This is a genomic window from Pseudoalteromonas sp. SIMBA_162, from assembly GCF_046535955.1.
GTDB classification, from domain to species: domain Bacteria; phylum Pseudomonadota; class Gammaproteobacteria; order Enterobacterales; family Alteromonadaceae; genus Pseudoalteromonas; species Pseudoalteromonas marina.
Map to the genome: position 1 here is coordinate 1 of NZ_JAWJBQ010001127.1, position 239 is coordinate 239.

General features: G+C 65.7%; 1 pseudogene. It reads left to right on the forward strand.

The features are described from left to right. Positions 1-239 (forward strand): annotated as a pseudogene (locus tag R0J88_RS23195) (cryptochrome/photolyase family protein); the annotation flags it as partial.

The window sequence follows — 239 nt, forward strand, 5'->3', positions numbered from 1 at the left end:
TGGCGGCGCGGTGAGGTGCCGATCAACTCGGCGGAGGGGTTCATTCGCCAGATACTCGGCTGGCGCGAATATGTGCGCGGCATCTACTGGACGCGCATGCCCGGCTACAAGCGCGAGAACCGGCTGGAAGCCAGCCGCAACCTGCCGGAATTCTTCTGGACGGGGGACAGCGGCATGCGCTGTCTGGATCAGGCCATCGCCAGCACCCGCGAGCATGCCTACGCCCACCATATTCGCCG